Below are 16,648 nucleotides of genomic sequence, written 5' to 3' on the forward strand. Positions count from 1 at the left end.
GGCGTCGACCTCAGGCTTTTGGCGTATAGAAAGGGTTGCTGATGTGCGCAACGACATCTTTCAATTGCGCAGTTTCCGGCTTGCCGGTCAGGGCCGCGCGGATCGCCGTGCGGCAGGCGTTGTAGTTGTTCAGGTACACCGCGTCGAGGTCGTCGCAAGCCGGGTTGACCCAGTTGGCGGTGACGATCGCCCACTCGTCTTCGGCTTCCGGCGGCAGCGTGCCGTCGAGCAGCGCTTCGAGCACGGCTTTGGCGATCCCGGCTTGCGAGGCACCCCACGTGGCGTTGCCGTGCAGGTCGCTGCTGATCGCGGCTTTGTTCACGTACAGGGTCATCGGCTTGACCGGGATGTTCGGTTGCGCAATCACCATGAACGGGCAGTGGCCCTGGCTAGGCGATGCGAGGCTGTTGGCGAACGCCTGCCCCGCCGGGCCATTGCGCGGGCCGATCAGAATATTGATGTGTGCGGCGTTGACGCCCGGGCCTTCGAAACCTTCACCGATGTACAGGTCGAGTTCTTTCATCAGTCATTACTCTTGTGCGATACGAGGGATGTTCGATAGCTCACGCAGGCCGGACGGCGAGCGCGGTCAATAACAGGCGTGGGGAGAGACGGCGGAAGAAACGGGACATGGCTGCAAACGCTCTCTGGTTGTTATTGATGAGCTGTGTTTGCGATTTTTTAACACCGGGGCTGGAGCCGGCCGTAACCATTAAAAATCATGGGGCAATGAGTTTTAGTCATAGCCCTTTTGCGAGTGCAAAAAAATCCCGCTCAGGGAGCGGGATCGATGGCTGCGGCGTTTGTTACGCGACTACAGGAATCAGCGGATCTGCCGCCGCCAGCGCGCTAATGCGATCAGCCGCCGGCGGGTAGATCCACTGGGTGTTGATCTGCGTCTTCAGGGTTTTGCCTTCCTGCTTGACCAGCTTCACCTGACGATCCCAGCCTTCGGTGTACACCGCGCCCCAAGCGCCGAGGTCGAGGCAAGTGACGTATTTCGGCTGGCTGTACGGCGTCGGGTCGACACCAAGAATCTGCGCCGCGACGTTGTTACCGGCGTGCCGGCCCAGCGAGATCGCGTGCTGGCAGGTCATCAGTGCATAGTTGCCGATGTCGTCGGTGGCGGCGTAGGCGACATCGCCGGTGGCGAAGATGTCGTCCTGACCGATGACTTTCAGGTGTGCGTCGACGTGCAGGCGACCTTGCTTGTCGCGTTCAGCGGGAATCTGCTCGGTCAGCGAACTGGCGCGTACACCGGTGGTCCAGACCACGGTTTTCGCTTCGATGTGCTGGCCATCCGAAAGCGTCACGCCGTTGGCATCCACCGACTGTACCGACACAGCCAAACGCCATTCAACGCCCAACGCTTCACTGGCTTCGAGGATCGATTGGCTGATCTCTTCGCCCATCGACGCGCCGATCTTCGCGCCGCGATCAACGATGATCACCTTGATATCTGCCCGCTCACCAAGAATCTCGCGCAGACGCCCCGGCATCTCGGTGGCCGTTTCAATCCCGGTGAAACCACCGCCAGCTACGACAACCGTGTTGCGTGACTTGCTGTCAGGCTGGTCTTTCAGGGCTTTCAGATGGGCCTCCAGACGAATCGCCGCTTCGATCTGGTCAACGTCAAAGGCGTATTGAGCGACTCCTGGCGTGGCCGACTGTGCCAGACCGCTGCCGCTGGCCAGAACGAGTTTGTCGTAGTGGAACACTTGCTTGCCGCCCGCAGCATCGGAGTAACCGACGGTTTTGTTCGCCACGTCGATGGTTTCCGCCGTGCCCTTGATGAAGTGAACGCCGACTGCTTCGAACAGTTCATGCAGCGGTGCGGCCAGTTGATGCGCATTGGGTTCATAGAAACGTGGACGCACGCGCAACTCGGCTTGCGGTGCGAGTACGCTGATTTCGACGTCGTTGCGATTGTGCAGGTCGACCAGACGCGTAGCGCTCAACGCCGACCACATGCCGCCAAACCCGGCGCCGACAATCAGAATCTGCTGCTTCATTGTGTTTCTCCAGAAAACGCCCAGCGATTGAAAGAGGTGAAATCGAATTCGTCGTGAGCCGGTCATCCCGACTCAATAGCGCCGACTCTATTGGTCGGATATAAAACCAACAAGTCAGATTATCCGATAGGTTTGATCGGATTTATAGATATCAAATCCAACGCAACGCCGCAGTCATCTCTGGTATTTACAGGTAATACAGCTGATATTCATGGTGTTCTGTTCAACCGAGCGGATTGCCGGGGACCGATCTGGCTGGTAGTATTTACGACAAATCAAGTCGGACTTATTTATGTCTCTCTACAGTGCAGGCGTCGAATACGGCATCCATTGCCTGGCTTTTCTGGTCACCAGCAACGGCGATACCCGTGAGGCCAGCGTGCGTGACCTCGCGGAATTGCAAGGCGTGCCTTTGGAATACCTGGCAAAAATTTTTACCAAACTGGCCAAGGGCAAACTGGTGGTGGCTTCAGAAGGCGTGCGCGGCGGATTCAGCCTGGCGCGGCCGGCCGATGAAATCAGCCTGCTCGACATCGTTAACGCCATCGACGGGCGCAAGAATATTTTCGAGTGCCGCGACATTCGCGGACGCTGCGCGTTGTTTGACGGCAATCCACCAGAGTGGGCCGTCGACGGCACTTGCTCGATTCACGGGGCGATGATGACCGCGCAAAAACGCATGGAAGAAGCCCTCGCCCAACAGACCATCCTCGACATCGCAAGGAAGGTAGGACGCAAGGCACCGAAAGAGTTCGGTCAGCAAGTGGAAGACTGGATGCAGGATCGGCGGGAGAAAAAGGGCAACGTCGGCAGCATCCCTCTCACCGACATTTCCGACTGACGTAGCGACCGGTAAAACTTCAAAAAAAAAGCAGAAACCGTTTAACCGGTTTCTGCTTTTTTGCTTCTGACGAAATGCTTACAGGCAGTCACGTACCGATTGGCGCAACGAACCGGACTTCGCCCACGGCGGCCCCTGATACAACGAAACCCGGCTGCCGTCCTTGTACTTGACGATATCGAGAATCTCATCGGCCGTGATGATGCTTGGCGCGGTGATACGGTAGCCGTTGGAAATCGACGTCTGCGAAGTCTTGGCCACATCCTTCTGCCACAACGGTAATAAACACGCAGCATAGTCCTTGGGCGACTTGGTACTGGTCTTGCTGATATTCGGCTCACCCGGCACCAGCGAGGCCGGCAACGAGCAACCTGCCAACATGACCAACGCCAGACTCCCGATCCATATCCGCATGGTGTATTCCTGATCTGAAAAAAGTGAATGTAGCGTGTAAGCGGCTCTACATCCATCGTGGCACTGCGCCCTTGGCGCAATCTGCACAACTTTTCACAACCGCTGGGCGTACTGACGAATGCGCTTTGTCCATCGCCTGAAAATGCGACTACTCTTTTCTACCGAGAATGTTCTGGAGGTGATCATGCGGCTCAATGAATACGAACACGAACTTCAACGCGACCTGCAAAGCGTCGCATCGGACTTGCGATGGTCGGCGGTCGACCTGAAACGTATCGCCGAACAACTGCGCAAATCCGGCAACGAGGCGGATGCGCAAACCGTGCTGAGATCCTGCGAGGTGCTGCAAAGCGATGAAGAGCGGTTGCAGTTGTATGCCAAGGAAGTGAAAGCCCGCGCCATCAGCCGAACCAAGGTCCACTGAGACCTGCATCCCTTCCCCCAAACAAAAGCCCCGACAAGTGCCGGGGCTCTTTCATTGCAGCCGTTCAGTCAGTGGCTTTTGTGACTTTGCGTGCGCGTCGAGCGTTTTTTGTAGCCGGGCAGTGCGGCGGCATAGGCCAGCGCTTCCTCCCGGCTACCAAACGACGCCAGCCGATCGCCCTGGGTGCAAACCCGCCATGGGCCATTGTTCACGCTAAGCACGTCATAGCCGTTCATGTGCATCTTGTTCAACATCGGCATGCTCATGGACACCTCCATTTTCGCTAACGGTCAGATCCAGCTTCACGCTTTTACCTTACACCCTCATCCACGCGAATGGCCGACCGGGTGTCGCCAGCCCGGCGGTCAAGGATCCGGCACTTTTCCCGGACATCAGCCCTCCAAATCCCCATGAAACCTTTGCCTCAAGGCCCGGCTCAAATATTGCAGTTTTATTTCTATTTTGTGACAGTCAGCAAAACAGGTAACAGATGAAAGTACGTGCAACCGTTATATGCGAACAGGATCGCCACATTCTCCTGGTGCGCAAACCGCGCTGCCGCTGGACATTGCCCGGCGGCAAGGTCGAGCCAGGGGAAACCCGGGCGCAGGCTGCCGTGCGCGAATTGCAGGAAGAAACCGGCCTGGATGCCGAAGATGTCTTGTATCTGATGGAACTGCAGAGCGGCAGCACCCGGCATCATGTTTACGAAGCGTCGGTGCAGGACTTTGAGCAGGTGCGCCCGCAAAACGAAATCATCGATTGCATCTGGCATCCGCTGGACGCGGTGGGCAATTTGAACACCAGCGAAGCGACGCTGCGCATCGTTCAAGCGTTTCAGCGACGGTTATGAGGGCTTAGCCAGCGAATGCGCGACGACCGGCGCTCATTTCGGTGCGTAATTCACCGATGAAGTTGGAAATGTCACGGATGGTGACGAGATGCTCGGGGGAAACGCCATTGAGCAATAAATCCACCCGTCCACTTTCAGGGTCATAAACCTTGATCTGCAGGAGCCCCTGCGCTGATGGGGTGCAGTCACATTTACGTGCCGGAAAGCCAGACTCGACGATGCGGCAAATATCGGCAATGACAAGCATGGGTGGACGCCTCACAGGCGATGGTTCGATGAATCCGTAGAGCATAGATGAGCAATTTGTGTCTTGCTCGACACAAAAATGCCAAGCGCGTCACAACTTCCTCAGTGCGCGTCATGATCCCAGATCCAGTTCCACATCCCCGGCAAACTCACCGCTTCCGAGCTTTTTTCCACGGTACGCGCCAGCGCGGCTTTCTCGAGTTCAGCGTGATCATCATAGAAAGGCTTGTCCGCCAGTCTCACTCCCGTGGCGGCAGCGCTATCCAGCAAAATCTGCAGGTATTCGCGGGTGTGCCGCGCGGTATAGCGGTTGAGATCATGAAAGGTCACCACCACTGGAATGACGCCGTCTACGGTCGGCAACTCACCGAGGGCAATACGTTCACGGACTTCCGATAATTGCCGCAGCATGTTGGCCCGGCGCCGTGGGCTGGCATTGAAGCCCCAGATCTTGCCGTCGTTGGCGCTCAGGTCCGTCAGCAAAACGTGCAAACCGTGCTGCTGATAGGCGGTGAAGGTGCGTTTGTCGTAATTCCAGAACGGTGGCCGCAACAGTGTCGGTGGCGCGCCGGTGATGGCGGCGATATCAGCCGTGCCGTTGCTCAGCGACTCTTCGAGTTCTTGCGGGTTGAGCAAGCGATGATTGGTGTGCCAATGGGTCGCGGTGTGAAACGCGAGAATGTGCCCCTCCTCATGTTCACGACGCATGATGCTGCGGCCAATGTCACTGTTGCCCGCTCGTGGCGCACGCGTCTGCACGAAGAACACCGCTTTGATATTCGGCATCAGCGGATTGTCCTTGAGACTGTCGAGCACCGTGGCCGACGGATTCCACAAACTCGAGGCGCTGGGGCCATCGTCGAAGGTCAACAGAAAGCGCACCGGCGCCTGGGTCTTCAGCCGTGTTTCGGTTTGCGCGGTCATTTCAATCGGGGCGGCGATGCAACCAGCCAGCCCAAGAGCAATGAGTGCGGCACAGAGAAGTTTGAATCCGGAGTTCATGTTTTGCCTTGAGCACGGCGACGGCCGTCATGTGGTCGATTGGCAAAACTCCCTCGCCCTTATCCATCCCTGCGCTCCGATACACGAGCGGAGGTTGGATAAGGTACACAGGGTTTGGTTCCGGCGCTCGCTCAGTGCGTCAATGCCTGCTGAAAAGAACTGTCGATAATCCCTGCCGTGGCCAACGGGGCCGGCAGCGCTTTCACTTTGAACAGGAAGTCGGCAGTGCTTTGCAGGTCCGTCGCAGCCTGCTGATCCACCGGCCCGACCGTCATGTGCGCCTGACGCAACCAGTGCCGCGACACTTGTTGGTCGAGATTGGCTTTCTTGGCCCACAGATCAGCGTACTCATCGGTGTGGCTATCGACCCAGGCCCGCGCCTGTTTCAAACGACCGAGAAAATCCGCAATGGCGGCACGCTTGCTGTCGATGGACGGTGTCGACGCCGCGATCGCGCTGAGCCCCGGCATCAGATTCTTTGCGGTCAGGATTGGTCGCGCGCCGGAGAACACGATCTGCTGGGAAATGTACGGTTCCCACACCGGGAAGGCGTCAATGCTGCCTTGTGGCAACGCGGCGGCGGCATCAATCGGCATCAGCTTGACGAAGTCGACATAGTTGTCCGGCAGACCGCTCTGCTCCAGGGCGCGCAAGGTTAACTGCTGACTCCAGGCACCCGGCCAGTAGGCGACTTTCTTGCCTTTCAGGTCGGCGATGGTTTTGACAGGCGAATCCTTCGGCACCAGCAACGCGATGGTCTCCGGATTCTGCCGCGAGACGCCGATCAGTTTCACCGGTGCCTGCTTGGCGGCCAGAAACAAAAAGCCGGAATCACCGAGAAAACCCAGATCCAGCGACCCAGTCTGCAAGGCCTCCGCCAAGGGTGCTGCGGCCTGGAAGTGTTTCCAGTCAACGGTATAAGGCGCGTCTTTCAGCACGCCGGACGCTTCCACCGAAGCACGGATGTTGTAGTAGTTCTGATCGCCCACATGCAGGACCAATGGCTCGGCTGCGTAGGAAAGCGGCGAGGTGAACAGCGCTGTGAGTAGCGCACTGCGTAGGAAACGAGAAAGCTTCATGGGCTGACCTGCAGAGGGAAATTGCATAGACCATAACGCTGTTATTTCTTGGTTTTGAAATTCGATTAAAGCATAAGCTCATCACTCTCGATGCCCGCTGTTCGCGTGGCAACAGTGGCTAACCACACTGTTGGCCATGCAACAGCTGAGTCCCTGCATCCTGCCGTAAAACCCTTATAAACAGGCACTTCCAAGCACATGGCACAGAGCCTGCAATATTCCATTCATGCAGGAAGCATTCGATAAAAATATTTTTTTGGACATAAGAAACCTGTGCCTTTGCCGGAGCGCTCCATGACATCGTTCTTTGCTTATTTCAAAACACTGCTGGCCGCCAGCGCCGTGGTGCTGAGTCTGCAACCGTTCGCCCACGCGACTGAGACCGCGCCAGCGGAAGTGCATCTCGACTACGCCTATTACTCGCCGGTCAGTCTGGTGCTCAAGCACTTCGGCTTCCTCGAAAAGGCTTTGCCGCAAACCAAGGTCAGCTGGGTACTGAGCCAAGGCAGCAACCGTTCGCTGGAATACCTCAACAGTGGCGGCGTGGATTTCGCTTCCAGCGCCAGCCTGGCGGCCGTGCTGAGTCGGGCCAATGGCAGCCCGATCAAATCCGTCTACGTCTACAGCCGCGCCGAATGGACAGCGCTGGTGGTGCGCAAGGATTCGCCGTATCAGACCGTCGCCGACCTCAAAGGCAAAAAGATTGCCGCCACCAAAGGCACCGACCCGTACTTGTTTACCCTGCGCAGCCTGCAACAGGCCGGACTGAAAAAAGACGATGTCGAACTGGTTCACCTGCAACATCCGGACGGCCGCACCGCGCTGGAAAAAGGCGATGTCGACGCCTGGGCCGGACTCGATCCGCACATGGCCGCCAGTCAGGTGCAGGCCGGTTCGCGCCTGCTCTACCGCAACCCGGCGTTCAACAGTTACGGCGTGGTCAGCGTCACCGAGCAGTACGCCAAGGAACACCCGCAGACCATCGACAGCGTGATCAAGGCCTATGAACAGGCGCGCGACTGGGCATTGAAAAACCCCGATGAATTCGCCGCCCTGTTGGCCAAGGAATCCGGTTTGCCGCTGGACGTGGCCAAGTTGCAACTGTCACGCACCGACCTGAGCAGCCCGCAACTGACCCGTGAGGACATCAGCGCCTCCAAGGCAGCGGCGCCGATTCTGGTCTCCGAGGAATTGGTGCGCCGAGGGGTGAATGTCGATCAAGTCATCGATCAATTGCTCGACAGCGGTGTGCAGCAAGCCGTCACCCACCAGTAATCGATCAGTCTCACGATAAATCCGCGCCTGTCGCGGATTTGTCGTGAGCGGAGCCAAGACCATGACCACTCACAGCAAAGACTTGCCCGCGCCACTTGCCGTACCGCGCCTGCGTCCTGCGAGTTTGAATTCGACATGGCAACGCCGCTGCAAAGGCCTGGCCCTGCCGCTACTGATCATCGTCGCGCTGGAAATTATCGTACGCATCGGTTGGCTGCCGTCCTACCAGATGCCAGCGCCGAGCGAGATCGCCCTGACCCTCACCGACCTCGCCGAAGGCGCGTTGTGGAAGCATATTGGCGCCAGCCTGATTCGGGTGTTGCTGGGTTTTGCCATTGGCGCCAGTCTGGCATTGGTGTTTGCTGCTTGGGTCGGTTTGAGCCGAGAAGCCGAGGCCTATCTGGAGCCAACGTTCGCCGCCCTGCGCTCGATTCCGAGCCTGGCCTGGGTGCCACTGCTGCTGTTGTGGCTGGGCATCGACGAGACGTCGAAAATCGTCTTGATTGCCATCGGCGCGTTTTTTCCGGTGTACGTCAACGTCGTCGCGGCCATTCGCAATATTGACCGCAAACTGGTGGAAGTCGGCCGCATCTACGGCTTCAGCCGCTTGCAACTGGTACGACGGATCTTGCTGCCGGCCGCCCTGCCCGGCCTGTTCACCGGGTTACGCAGCGGCATGAGCCTGGCGTGGATGTTTCTCGTCGCGGCGGAGTTGATCGCGGCGACCAAGGGCCTGGGTTACCTGCTCAGCGACGGCCGGGAAACCTCGCGGCCGGACATCGTGCTGGCCGCGATCATCGTGCTCGCCTTGCTCGGCAAACTCAGTGACGGCTTGCTGGCCATGCTCGAACGTCGCTGGTTGAAATGGCGCGACACGTTCACCGGTCAGGACGCCAACGACTAAGCTGAAATCTCCCACCGGAGATTCAGCCATGTGCGGAAGACTCTCGCAGTACCGTGGCATTCACGACTTTGTCGCGGTGTTGAGCATTCCCGACGCGTTGATCAATCACGTCGGCGATGCACCGCTTGATCGCTACAACGCGGCGCCGACCACCGCGCTGGCCGTCCTGCATCAACAAGGGCAACAGTTGCATGCCGACAATCTGCGTTGGGGTTGGCGCCCGCACTGGGCCAGGGATCGCCCCGCCCCCATCAATGCCCGGGTGGAGAAGGTCGCCCATGGCCCGTTCTTCCGGGCGATCTGGCGCCATCGTTTGATTGTGCCGGTCGATAACTGGTTTGAATGGGTCGACGCCGAGGACAAAACCCGCCAACCGTGGCTGATCCGTCGCGCGGATCACGGGCCAGTTTTCTGCGCGGCCATCGGACAATTTCCGACAGCCGAAACAGCGGCTCGGGATGACGACGGTTTCGTCATCATCACCGCCGATGCCGTCGGCGGCATGCTCGATATCCATGATCGCCGACCGGTGGTGTTGCGCGCAGATCGAGTGCACGAATGGCTCGATCCAGCGACGCCCATCGAGCGTGCCGAACAAATGTTGCTGTTCGAAGGTGAAGGCAGCGAAGTGTTCGAGTGGCACAAAGTCGGCAAAGCTGTCGGTAACTCGCGCAATCAGGGCGCCGAATTGATTGAACCCGCCGGCTAAATATTTCCCGGAGCGGCACGTTCTAAAAAAAACGGCCAAAGCTTTGAATCCACAGCGTTACACCGGGTGTTTCAACGACGAAACACCGATGATGAAACAGACGTTCGAATGAACTAACCGCCTGTCTGACATTTCAACCGTCATACATACATTTAGAATCACTACGGATAGCATGCGCGCCGCATTTCCGATTGGTATACCAGTTGACCAAAGAGTCAACAAATCAGGAATCCCCCACAACTTCTACAAGCCTTGCAGAGAAATAAGTTGCGCGACGATTTTGCAATCAAACAGGTCAGCGGCCTGGAGTGTATTTATCTGTCGATGACAGAACGCTTTGAACTCGACTGTTTTATCGGCCACTACATCAAGACCCGAAACCTGCGTTCCGTACCCGATATCGAACAGACCCTGCGCACCACCCTCGAAGCGTATCCCGGCCACCCGCCGGTAATGGTCAACGAGCTCAATGCGTGGATCGATCGAACCTTGGGATTTCGGGCTTCACACCCCGATTTCACGCAGCTGGACGATCTTTGAAACCACGAAAAAGCCCCGTAAATGCGGGGCTTTTTCGTATAAATCAATTAAAACTTGCGATCCGGATCTGACAGGTCCCGACCGTCATCATGCTTCCAGGTTTGCTCCCTGTGCTTCTCCCGCTCGATTTCCTCCTCAGTCGGCTCATCAGTCTCTTGCTCATCCGTCTCTGGATGCTTTTGCTCAGTCGCCATGCGCACCTCCTTTTATCAGTAAACCTTCATCCCTAAAGCGTAGAACAGTTTCAAGCGGACCACTTACAACCACCAGCGCAGCAGAAAGAAGAACGCCATGCTCAGCAACATGCTGAGCAAAGTGCTGCGCGTATATATCACCAGTGCGATCGCGACCAGCGAACTAAGCAGATACGGGTTATCCCACTGCAGATTCAGCTGTTTGTCGGGCATGAAGACAATCGGCCCGCAAATGGCGGTGAGCATTCCGGGAACCGCAAACCCGAGAAACTGCCGCGCGTTGCTACTTAAACGTACCGGTAAGCGAGGCTCGAGAAACACATAGCGGTTAAGAAAAACCAGAATACCCATGCCAAAAATAACGGCCCAAACCATCATGTGCGCTCCCGATACAGCTTGTTGCAGACAAACCCGGCGGTCATTCCCGCCAGCCCGGACAACACCAGTGCCGAGCCCCATTGCCAATAGCTGAACAGCACGGAGCAGAACAACGAAACCGCCACACACACCACCGTCGGCACGTTACGCACCACCGGCGTGATCAAAGCGATAAACGTGGCGGCAATCGAGAAGTCCAGTCCCAGATGCTCAAGCCCCGGAATGCTGCTGCCGAGGACAATGCCGGCCAGGGTGAACAGATTCCACGCGAGGTAAAACGTCAGGCCGACGCCCAACGCATACCAGCGATTGAACTGCTGACGGTCATGCTGACTGGTTAGCGCAAACAACTCATCGGTGAGCAAAAAGCCCAAACCGATTCGCCAGCGCCCCGGCAGCGGTGAAATCACTGAGCGCATGCTCATGCCATACAGCAAGTGCTGCGACGTCAGCAGCAACGTGGTCAGCAGAATCGAGAAAATCCCCGCGCCGCCCTTGAGCATGCCGATCGCTACCAACTGCGCGGCACCGGCAAACACGATGCTCGACAGACCTTGACCTTGCAGCGGCGTGAGGTTGGCTTCGATCGCCATGGAACCGGCCAGCAGCCCCCACGGCGCGGTGGCCAGAGACAACGGCATGATCGCCACAGCGCCACGAAGGAACGCACTGCGTGGCATTACTGAGTCAGACATAAACGTTCTTCAACCAGGAAAACGGTCGGCGACTGTGCCAGCAAATTCGCTTTTCTGGCTTGAACAATCTTGCGCACTTGTGGGAAATCAGCCGAATGCAACCGTTCATCGGCAAGCCGCTTGCAACCGAGGATGGCCAACAACATGCTGGCGCTGCATTTTCCCCACGAGACCATGCCCTGCCATGACCGCCATCGACAGCGACGTGTACAAGACTCTGCTGGAATCGACCCAAGCCATCCCGTGGCGAATCGACTGGAAAACCATGACCTTCAGCTACATCGGCCCGCAGATCGAAACCCTGCTCGGCTGGCAGCAGGACAGTTGGGTCGGGGTCAACGACTGGGTCGAGCGCATGCACCCGGATGATCGCGATTATGTGGTGGAGTTTTGTGTGTCGCAGTCGCGTGCCGGGGTCGACCACGAAGCCGATTATCGCGCCCTCACCAGCACCGGCGACTACGTGTGGATCCGTGACGTCGTGCACGTGGTGCGCAAGGACGGCGAAGTCGAAGCGCTGGTCGGGTTCATGTTCGATATCAGCGAGCGCAAGAAAACCGAAGAACACCTGATCCGCCTGCAGAAACAACTGGAAGAGTATTCGTTTCAGGATGGTCTGACCGGCATTGCCAACCGGCGCATGTTCGACACCGTCCTCGAACGCGAATGGCTCAACGCCCAACGCACGGGATTGCCGCTGTCGCTGCTGATCCTCGATATCGACTACTTCAAGCAGTACAACGACCATTACGGCCACATCAAAGGCGATGAATGCCTGCGCCAGGTGGCCAAGACCCTGGCGCTGGCGGCCAATCGTCCTCGGGATTTCATCGCTCGGATCGGCGGTGAAGAGTTTGTCTGGCTGCTGCCGGAAACCGATGCCGAATCGGCGCGTCTGGTCGCCCGAAAATGCCTGCACCTGATCCGCCAACAGCAGATCGCTCATGCTCAATCACCAGTGTCGTCGCTGGTGAGTCTGAGCCTCGGCGTGGGCACTACGCAGGCGAGCGCCGAAAGCGATCCACTGCATTTTGTCGAGCGCGTCGACAAACTGCTCTACCAGGCCAAACACAACGGTCGGATGCGCGCGGAATTCGCTGATTTTCGTACTGACGATTAATCCCCTGACCGGCGTAACATAGCGCCATTCACAATCGCGTCAGGGAGACGACATGCTGTACCGAATCGCAGCCGACGGGCTGGTGCTGTTCCATTTGTCATTTATTCTGTTCGTGCTGTTTGGCGGGCTGCTGGTGCTCAAATGGCCACGTTTGATGTGGTTGCATTTACCCGCCGCCACCTGGGGCGTGATGGTCGAGGTACTGCACCTGACCTGTCCGCTGACTTACTGGGAAAATCTCATGCGCCATGCGGCCGGGCAGACTGAATACGCCGGCGGCTTCATCGAGCATTACATCTGGCCGGTCATCTACCCGGCCGGGCTCACCCCGCAGATTCAACTGGCGCTCGGCAGCGTAGTGCTGGCGGTCAACCTGCTGGTGTATGGTCGCTTGATCCGTTCGTGGAGGCTGCGTCGAGCGCTGTAATCAGCGCCGCGTCTGCTTCAAGGTTTCCAGCCAGACCGGATCCAGACGCGTCTGCTCAATGTCGAGCCCCAGCGCCTGCATCCGCTCCTTGTGCGCTTCGACTTCGCGCCACAGTTGCCCGTGATCGCTGGAGTTGCCGTCCAGTTCGTGCATTTGTGTCAGCCCGAGATGGTAGAAGCGCAGCACCTTCATCGCCGTCGGATCATTCTGCTCCACCGCCGCCGTCACCTGATGCATCACATTGGTGATACTCATCAGGCTGCGCTTGAGCCGCCAGCTGTATACCGCTGGCGCCATCCAGCTCTGATTCCAGAAACGCCCGCGCAACAGCGCAGCCGTCAGCAGAAACGCCACAAACACCCCGCCGACATTGAAGCGCAGGTTATCGCCGCCAGGTTCGCCGAACAGCGCCACCGCCACGCTGGAAAACAACATTGCCAGCACCAGGAACAGCACGGCGATGATGATCGTGCTGCGTCGGGTCTGCTGGCGAAAGGTAGCGGCATCCATCGGCTGAATCTCGAACATCACAAATGACTTCCTTGGGCGACAAAAGGGCTAACTGAAAAAACCGGCCGGCGCATTATCGCCTCTGCGACGGATTTAGCTATGCTGGGGCTCCTCTTCATCTTTTCAGCGTCCAAAGGGGACATGGCGGTATAGCGCAGATCGTGCCATCTTCATTCATGGATACACACTATTCGGATGCCATCGCCTAGTCTTGAGATGACATCGTTTTAAGGATCATTGCATGACCCAACGACACGTAATCAACGCCTCGGTCAGCCCGAAAGGCAGCCTGGAAACCCTTTCTCAACGTGAAGTCCAGCAACTGAGCGAAGCCGGATCCGGCAGTACCTACACCCTCTTCCGCCAGTGCGCCCTGGCTATCCTCAATACCGGCGCCCATGTCGACAATGCCAAGACCATCCTCGAAGCCTACAAGGACTTCGAAATCCGCATTCACCAACAGGACCGCGGCGTACGCCTGGAGCTGCTGAACGCTCCGGCCGACGCTTTTGTTGACGGCGAAATGATCGCCAGCACCCGCGAAATGCTCTTCAGCGCCTTGCGCGACATCGTCTACACCGAAAACGAACTCGACAGCCAGCGCATCGACCTCAGCACCTCGCAAGGCATCAGCGACTACGTTTTCCACCTGCTGCGCAATGCGCGCACTTTGCGTCCGGGCGTCGAGCCGAAAATCGTCGTGTGCTGGGGCGGTCACTCGATCAACACCGAAGAATACAAATACACCAAGAAAGTCGGCCACGAACTGGGCCTGCGCAGCCTCGACATCTGCACCGGTTGCGGCCCCGGCGTGATGAAAGGCCCGATGAAAGGCGCGACCATCGCCCACGCCAAACAGCGTATTCACGGCGGTCGTTATCTGGGTCTGACCGAGCCGGGCATCATCGCCGCCGAAGCGCCGAACCCGATCGTCAACGAGCTGGTGATCCTGCCTGACATCGAAAAACGTCTGGAGGCGTTCGTACGGGTTGGCCACGGCATCATCATCTTCCCGGGCGGCGCCGGTACCGCCGAAGAGTTCCTTTATCTGCTCGGCATCCTCATGCACCCGGACAACGCAGGGCTGCCATTCCCGGTGATCCTCACCGGGCCGAAGCACGCCGCGCCGTATCTGGAACAACTCGACGCTTTCGTCATCGCCACCCTCGGTGAAGCGGCCAAGCAGCATTACGAAATCATCATCGACGACCCGGCCGAAGTGGCACGGCAGATGACTCAGGGGCTGAAAGCGGTGAAGCAGTTCCGTCGCGAGCGCAACGATGCGTTCCACTTCAACTGGCTGCTGAAAATCGACGAAGGCTTCCAGCGCCCGTTCGATCCGACCCACGAAAACATGGCCAACCTGAAACTGCACCGCGACCAGCCACCGCACGAACTGGCGGCGAACCTGCGTCGGGCGTTCTCCGGCATCGTCGCCGGTAACGTCAAGGACAAGGGCATTCGCCTGATCGAAGAACACGGGCCGTACCAGATCCGTGGTGATGCGGCGATCATGCAACCGCTCGATGCGCTGCTCAAAGCCTTCGTCGCCCAGCACCGGATGAAGTTGCCGGGTGGCGCGGCGTATGTGCCGTGCTATCGCGTGGTCGCGTAATCCACAAGCATGAAGATCCGAAGATTTTGCTTCGGGTCTTCGTGGCGGTTCGACCGACTCAATTTGGCTTGAAACGTATTTCCCGATAGCGCGGTACCGACCGATGCCAGCCGACGTTGCCGAGCCATTGCACTCTGAACGCCTCGGCACATCGCAATGCTTGCTCACGTACGTCGGTTTCACACCTCATTCGATCAAGCTCGTCGGGTAGTCGCGCCTGCAGGTCGAGAAACTGTCGCATCCACACCTCAATTCTCTGATTCACTTCAGCCGCTGCCTGATCCGGACTCAGTCCATGATGATGTCGAAGGTGAGTCAGGAGGTTGTAAACGTCCTCATCAGGATTAGCCAAGATGCAGAACGACAGCACATCGTTGACCGCTTTCATCAGATTCAGTGATAGCCTGCGCAATTCCTGCCATAGCGAACAGTAATAAACCGTTGCGGGAAGATTTATCCGACAGGCAAAGTACGTAAACTCAAAGCACACCTGAAAACCTCCGGCATTGCGCCACACACTTTCATAATCGGCCAGTCCAGGCTGGGTTCCGCCGATGCGATGCGTCGAGGCATTCACGCAGCAATACAAATAGCTGCTGTATTGATCCAGTGTCCGTCGTACCCACTGATCAGGCATTGACGCCCCCGCCCGACGAATAATGTCCCTCAATCCCCCGGGCAGTCCTCCGCACTGACCTCCGTCATGCTCGGTCGCAACTTCGTGCACTTGTCGCAACGCCCTCTCCAGCGCATCAGGAGAGCAACTCAGATCCTCATCGGCCAAGTCATCCTGACAACTGAACCACCCGGTCAGATCAGAAAGTACATTCAGCGTTTGCGCGTTCGCATGGGGCCACATGAAGGCAGCGTATTTGCCTGGTAGATAAATATCCAACTGGTGTATCGCCTTGACGGAATCTGTCAGCCCCAGACTTTCAAGCCAAGCACGCGTTTGTTGTTCGGCCTGGTCAGCCATAGGACTCGGTGCAACATCAATCAGTTGCAAGATCGGTGGCAGTGAGTAACTCATGGGGCAACTCCGTGATTATCAGGTGAAATATCACGCAGCGCGCTGAAAAAGAGCGGGATAAACATATCGTCATCCTCGATGAACGACCATCGTCACATACGCTGAAACCGTAGATACCTTGCAGTTGAACAATCATTTGTAGCTATACGGTGTACTCCGCGAGAGCCAAGACGAACACCAAGGTGTTCGCCTGCGCAGAGAGGCGAACTTACACAGTTGCTCTAACGTTAGTTCATCAAAACAAGGCTTCAACTCTCCCCGCTACCGCCCATCGACTATCACGGTCAACCTGATATAGAACGCAATCGCGAAAACTCTATAATTAATAAGTCCTAAAAAAAAACAAACACCCAATAATTTTTACGCTATTTTTTAGAGAC

General features: G+C 57.5%; 23 protein-coding genes. 10 read left to right on the top strand and 13 right to left on the bottom strand.

Annotation, left to right across the window (positions count from 1 at the left end):
* Positions 1 to 10: 10 nt before the first annotated feature.
* Both fae and L8H52_RS06890 read right to left on the bottom strand, forming a co-directional pair.
* Complete coding sequence (fae, locus tag L8H52_RS06885; RefSeq protein WP_093437400.1) at positions 11 to 523, bottom strand: formaldehyde-activating enzyme; 513 nt, start codon at positions 521 to 523, stop codon at positions 11 to 13.
* Between the two features lie 283 nt (positions 524 to 806).
* The gene (locus tag L8H52_RS06890) at positions 807 to 2,012 is read right to left on the bottom strand and encodes an NAD(P)/FAD-dependent oxidoreductase (RefSeq protein ID WP_242206275.1); all 1,206 of its coding nucleotides are present in this window, start codon (positions 2,010 to 2,012) and stop codon (positions 807 to 809) included.
* A 292-nt stretch (positions 2,013 to 2,304) separates the two neighbouring features.
* On the opposite strand from L8H52_RS06890, the gene L8H52_RS06895 reads away from it, so the two are divergent.
* A complete protein-coding gene (locus L8H52_RS06895; RefSeq protein WP_242206278.1) occupies positions 2,305 to 2,853 on the top strand; it encodes an Rrf2 family transcriptional regulator in 549 nt (182 codons plus the stop codon).
* Between the two features lie 78 nt (positions 2,854 to 2,931).
* Here the strand turns inward: L8H52_RS06895 and L8H52_RS06900 are convergent, their stop codons facing one another.
* On the bottom strand, positions 2,932 to 3,267 hold the full coding sequence (locus L8H52_RS06900; RefSeq protein WP_242206280.1) for a hypothetical protein: 336 nt from the start codon (positions 3,265 to 3,267) through the stop codon (positions 2,932 to 2,934).
* A gap of 184 nt (positions 3,268 to 3,451) precedes the next feature.
* Here L8H52_RS06900 and L8H52_RS06905 point away from each other — a divergent pair, with 184 nt between their 5' ends.
* Positions 3,452 to 3,691, top strand: a complete 240-nt coding sequence (locus L8H52_RS06905) for a hypothetical protein (protein WP_008085812.1) — start codon at positions 3,452 to 3,454, stop codon at positions 3,689 to 3,691.
* Positions 3,692 to 3,759: 68 nt separating this feature from the next.
* On the opposite strand, the gene L8H52_RS06910 is transcribed toward L8H52_RS06905, so the two are convergent.
* Positions 3,760 to 3,957 (bottom strand): DUF2188 domain-containing protein, encoded by a 198-nt coding sequence (locus tag L8H52_RS06910; protein ID WP_242206282.1) that lies wholly within the window; start codon positions 3,955 to 3,957, stop codon positions 3,760 to 3,762.
* 224 nt (positions 3,958 to 4,181) lie between these two features.
* Here L8H52_RS06910 and L8H52_RS06915 point away from each other — a divergent pair, with 224 nt between their 5' ends.
* Positions 4,182 to 4,544: an NUDIX hydrolase gene (locus L8H52_RS06915; protein WP_242206284.1), complete on the top strand. Its 363-nt coding sequence runs from the start codon at positions 4,182 to 4,184 to the stop codon at positions 4,542 to 4,544.
* A 4-nt stretch (positions 4,545 to 4,548) separates the two neighbouring features.
* Here the strand turns inward: L8H52_RS06915 and L8H52_RS06920 are convergent, their stop codons facing one another.
* From L8H52_RS06920 to L8H52_RS06930, 3 genes are all read right to left on the bottom strand, one after another.
* The gene (locus L8H52_RS06920) at positions 4,549 to 4,791 is read right to left on the bottom strand and encodes a DUF1652 domain-containing protein (RefSeq protein ID WP_242206285.1); all 243 of its coding nucleotides are present in this window, start codon (positions 4,789 to 4,791) and stop codon (positions 4,549 to 4,551) included.
* A 101-nt stretch (positions 4,792 to 4,892) separates the two neighbouring features.
* Positions 4,893 to 5,792, bottom strand: coding sequence for a polysaccharide deacetylase family protein (locus L8H52_RS06925; RefSeq protein ID WP_242206287.1), 900 nt, complete (start codon positions 5,790 to 5,792; stop codon positions 4,893 to 4,895).
* 131 nt (positions 5,793 to 5,923) lie between these two features.
* Positions 5,924 to 6,871 (bottom strand): ABC transporter substrate-binding protein, encoded by a 948-nt coding sequence (locus L8H52_RS06930; RefSeq protein ID WP_242206289.1) that lies wholly within the window; start codon positions 6,869 to 6,871, stop codon positions 5,924 to 5,926.
* Positions 6,872 to 7,165: 294 nt separating this feature from the next.
* On the opposite strand from L8H52_RS06930, the gene L8H52_RS06935 reads away from it, so the two are divergent.
* The 4 genes from L8H52_RS06935 to L8H52_RS06950 all read left to right on the top strand — a co-directional run bounded on the left by L8H52_RS06935 (position 7,166) and on the right by L8H52_RS06950 (position 10,299).
* Entirely contained in the window at positions 7,166 to 8,146 is a 981-nt protein-coding gene (locus L8H52_RS06935) for an aliphatic sulfonate ABC transporter substrate-binding protein (RefSeq protein ID WP_242206291.1), read from the top strand.
* Positions 8,147 to 8,207: 61 nt separating this feature from the next.
* Complete coding sequence (locus L8H52_RS06940; protein ID WP_242206294.1) at positions 8,208 to 9,050, top strand: ABC transporter permease; 843 nt, start codon at positions 8,208 to 8,210, stop codon at positions 9,048 to 9,050.
* Positions 9,051 to 9,078: 28 nt separating this feature from the next.
* Positions 9,079 to 9,759 (top strand): SOS response-associated peptidase family protein, encoded by a 681-nt coding sequence (locus L8H52_RS06945; RefSeq protein WP_242206296.1) that lies wholly within the window; start codon positions 9,079 to 9,081, stop codon positions 9,757 to 9,759.
* A 267-nt stretch (positions 9,760 to 10,026) separates the two neighbouring features.
* Positions 10,027 to 10,299 (top strand): hypothetical protein, encoded by a 273-nt coding sequence (locus L8H52_RS06950; RefSeq protein WP_242206298.1) that lies wholly within the window; start codon positions 10,027 to 10,029, stop codon positions 10,297 to 10,299.
* Positions 10,300 to 10,346: 47 nt separating this feature from the next.
* Here L8H52_RS06950 and L8H52_RS06955 read toward each other — a convergent pair whose 3' ends face one another.
* The 4 genes from L8H52_RS06955 to L8H52_RS06970 all read right to left on the bottom strand — a co-directional run bounded on the left by L8H52_RS06955 (position 10,347) and on the right by L8H52_RS06970 (position 11,712).
* Positions 10,347 to 10,493, bottom strand: coding sequence for a hypothetical protein (locus L8H52_RS06955; RefSeq protein ID WP_242206301.1), 147 nt, complete (start codon positions 10,491 to 10,493; stop codon positions 10,347 to 10,349).
* 63 nt (positions 10,494 to 10,556) lie between these two features.
* Positions 10,557 to 10,868, bottom strand: coding sequence for an AzlD domain-containing protein (locus L8H52_RS06960; protein ID WP_174244501.1), 312 nt, complete (start codon positions 10,866 to 10,868; stop codon positions 10,557 to 10,559).
* Complete coding sequence (locus L8H52_RS06965) at positions 10,868 to 11,566, bottom strand: AzlC family ABC transporter permease (RefSeq protein ID WP_242206303.1); 699 nt, start codon at positions 11,564 to 11,566, stop codon at positions 10,868 to 10,870. Before L8H52_RS06965 ends, L8H52_RS06960 begins: the two co-directional genes overlap by 1 nt.
* Entirely contained in the window at positions 11,551 to 11,712 is a 162-nt protein-coding gene (locus L8H52_RS06970; RefSeq protein WP_242206305.1) for a hypothetical protein, read from the bottom strand. Before L8H52_RS06970 ends, L8H52_RS06965 begins: the two co-directional genes overlap by 16 nt.
* 38 nt (positions 11,713 to 11,750) lie before the next feature.
* Here L8H52_RS06970 and L8H52_RS06975 point away from each other — a divergent pair, with 38 nt between their 5' ends.
* A complete protein-coding gene (locus L8H52_RS06975; RefSeq protein WP_242206307.1) occupies positions 11,751 to 12,686 on the top strand; it encodes a diguanylate cyclase in 936 nt (311 codons plus the stop codon).
* 52 nt (positions 12,687 to 12,738) lie between these two features.
* Positions 12,739 to 13,113 (top strand): DUF2784 domain-containing protein, encoded by a 375-nt coding sequence (locus tag L8H52_RS06980; protein WP_242206309.1) that lies wholly within the window; start codon positions 12,739 to 12,741, stop codon positions 13,111 to 13,113.
* Here L8H52_RS06980 and L8H52_RS06985 read toward each other — a convergent pair whose 3' ends face one another.
* The gene (locus L8H52_RS06985; RefSeq protein WP_242206311.1) at positions 13,114 to 13,641 is read right to left on the bottom strand and encodes a DUF3087 domain-containing protein; all 528 of its coding nucleotides are present in this window, start codon (positions 13,639 to 13,641) and stop codon (positions 13,114 to 13,116) included.
* Between the two features lie 223 nt (positions 13,642 to 13,864).
* Here L8H52_RS06985 and ppnN point away from each other — a divergent pair, with 223 nt between their 5' ends.
* Entirely contained in the window at positions 13,865 to 15,238 is a 1,374-nt protein-coding gene (ppnN, locus tag L8H52_RS06990; protein WP_242206313.1) for a nucleotide 5'-monophosphate nucleosidase PpnN, read from the top strand.
* 58 nt (positions 15,239 to 15,296) lie between these two features.
* On the opposite strand, the gene L8H52_RS06995 is transcribed toward ppnN, so the two are convergent.
* On the bottom strand, positions 15,297 to 16,268 hold the full coding sequence (locus L8H52_RS06995; RefSeq protein ID WP_242206315.1) for a hypothetical protein: 972 nt from the start codon (positions 16,266 to 16,268) through the stop codon (positions 15,297 to 15,299).
* Positions 16,269 to 16,648 lie beyond the last annotated feature (380 nt).

Source organism: Pseudomonas sp. CROZ-RG-20F-R04-15 (assembly GCF_022662375.1).
Lineage (GTDB): Bacteria > Pseudomonadota > Gammaproteobacteria > Pseudomonadales > Pseudomonadaceae > Aquipseudomonas.

Bases quoted from the DNA above. Each gene is read 5' to 3' on its own strand.
- L8H52_RS06925 (WP_242206287.1), bottom strand. From the start codon at position 5,792: ATGAACTCCGGATTCAAACTTCTCTGTGCCGCACTCATTGCTCTTGGG.
- L8H52_RS06970 (WP_242206305.1), bottom strand. From the start codon at position 11,712: ATGTTGTTGGCCATCCTCGGTTGCAAGCGGCTTGCCGATGAACGGTTG.
- L8H52_RS06940 (WP_242206294.1), top strand. From the start codon at position 8,208: ATGACCACTCACAGCAAAGACTTGCCCGCGCCACTTGCCGTACCGCGC.
- fae (WP_093437400.1), bottom strand. From the start codon at position 523: ATGAAAGAACTCGACCTGTACATCGGTGAAGGTTTCGAAGGCCCGGGC.
- L8H52_RS06980 (WP_242206309.1), top strand. From the start codon at position 12,739: ATGCTGTACCGAATCGCAGCCGACGGGCTGGTGCTGTTCCATTTGTCA.
- L8H52_RS06890 (WP_242206275.1), bottom strand. From the start codon at position 2,012: ATGAAGCAGCAGATTCTGATTGTCGGCGCCGGGTTTGGCGGCATGTGG.
- L8H52_RS06945 (WP_242206296.1), top strand. From the start codon at position 9,079: ATGTGCGGAAGACTCTCGCAGTACCGTGGCATTCACGACTTTGTCGCG.
- L8H52_RS06965 (WP_242206303.1), bottom strand. From the start codon at position 11,566: ATGTCTGACTCAGTAATGCCACGCAGTGCGTTCCTTCGTGGCGCTGTG.
- L8H52_RS06995 (WP_242206315.1), bottom strand. From the start codon at position 16,268: ATGAGTTACTCACTGCCACCGATCTTGCAACTGATTGATGTTGCACCG.
- L8H52_RS06905 (WP_008085812.1), top strand. From the start codon at position 3,452: ATGCGGCTCAATGAATACGAACACGAACTTCAACGCGACCTGCAAAGC.
- L8H52_RS06955 (WP_242206301.1), bottom strand. From the start codon at position 10,493: ATGGCGACTGAGCAAAAGCATCCAGAGACGGATGAGCAAGAGACTGAT.
- L8H52_RS06935 (WP_242206291.1), top strand. From the start codon at position 7,166: ATGACATCGTTCTTTGCTTATTTCAAAACACTGCTGGCCGCCAGCGCC.
- L8H52_RS06930 (WP_242206289.1), bottom strand. From the start codon at position 6,871: ATGAAGCTTTCTCGTTTCCTACGCAGTGCGCTACTCACAGCGCTGTTC.
- L8H52_RS06985 (WP_242206311.1), bottom strand. From the start codon at position 13,641: ATGTTCGAGATTCAGCCGATGGATGCCGCTACCTTTCGCCAGCAGACC.
- L8H52_RS06910 (WP_242206282.1), bottom strand. From the start codon at position 3,957: ATGAGCATGCCGATGTTGAACAAGATGCACATGAACGGCTATGACGTG.
- L8H52_RS06975 (WP_242206307.1), top strand. From the start codon at position 11,751: ATGACCGCCATCGACAGCGACGTGTACAAGACTCTGCTGGAATCGACC.
- L8H52_RS06960 (WP_174244501.1), bottom strand. From the start codon at position 10,868: ATGGTTTGGGCCGTTATTTTTGGCATGGGTATTCTGGTTTTTCTTAAC.
- ppnN (WP_242206313.1), top strand. From the start codon at position 13,865: ATGACCCAACGACACGTAATCAACGCCTCGGTCAGCCCGAAAGGCAGC.
- L8H52_RS06900 (WP_242206280.1), bottom strand. From the start codon at position 3,267: ATGCGGATATGGATCGGGAGTCTGGCGTTGGTCATGTTGGCAGGTTGC.
- L8H52_RS06895 (WP_242206278.1), top strand. From the start codon at position 2,305: ATGTCTCTCTACAGTGCAGGCGTCGAATACGGCATCCATTGCCTGGCT.
- L8H52_RS06920 (WP_242206285.1), bottom strand. From the start codon at position 4,791: ATGCTTGTCATTGCCGATATTTGCCGCATCGTCGAGTCTGGCTTTCCG.
- L8H52_RS06915 (WP_242206284.1), top strand. From the start codon at position 4,182: ATGAAAGTACGTGCAACCGTTATATGCGAACAGGATCGCCACATTCTC.